Here is an 853-nt window from a genome sequence, read left to right as displayed (position 1 = left end):
TCACGGGGATTTCATAGGCCGTGGCAAACGTGGTGGTTTCCGTCGGGCCATAGACATGCAGCAAGTGCTCCGGTGGATGCTGGGATCGCAGACGCATGGCCGGGCGGGTATCCGTCTGTTCCCCCCCGAACAGCAGATAACGCAGGCCAGACAATGCGGGGGCGATCAAATTCGCATATTGGTTAAACAGGGCGGTGGTGAGGAAGAGCGCGCTGACCTTTTCCGCTGACAGGCACTGAGCAAAATGGTCTGGCTGGAGCAAGGTTTTCTCCGGTATCAGCAGCAGGCGTGCCCCATGCGCCAGAGCCGCCCACACTTCCCAGGTTGCGGCGTCAAAGGAGACATTGGCACAGTGGGCGATACCGTCATCCGGGCCAATATCGGCAAAACCGTTATTGATAATCAGGCGCAGGACACTGCGGTGCTCAACCATTACGCCTTTCGGCTGACCGGTTGATCCCGAGGTATAAATCACATAGGCCAGATGGCGTGATGTCAGCCCCTGTGCCGGCGCGTCCGGATTGTCGGCTGTCTGACGGTCAAGTTCCTCATCAAGTGCATGATCAAGTAAGCGGATTGGCAGGGGGCTATTGAGCTTATCGACCCACCGGGTCTGGGTCAGTAAAGCCACCGGCGCGGAGTCCTCAAGCATATAGGCCAGCCGTTCGGCGGGATAGCCCGGATCGAGCGGCACATAGGCACCGCCCGCCTTGAGGATAGCCAGCAGCCCCACCACCAGCTCCGGACTGCGTTCGGCACAGATCGCCACCCGATCATCCGGCTGCACGCCCAGCGCAATCAAATGATGGGCCAGCCGGTTGGCGCGTTGGTTCAATTCACCATAGCTCAGGGT

1 protein-coding gene is annotated in these 853 nt (G+C 59.7%); it reads right to left on the bottom strand.

Annotated elements, in window-relative coordinates; all coding sequences use genetic code 11:
• A partial coding sequence (locus tag Xbed_RS18875) for an AMP-binding protein (RefSeq protein WP_139837564.1) occupies positions 1–853 on the bottom strand: 853 nt, incomplete at both ends.

The organism is Xenorhabdus beddingii (genome assembly GCF_002127545.1).
Lineage (GTDB): Bacteria > Pseudomonadota > Gammaproteobacteria > Enterobacterales > Enterobacteriaceae > Xenorhabdus > Xenorhabdus beddingii.
This window is presented reverse-complemented; position numbering and strand designations above follow the sequence as displayed.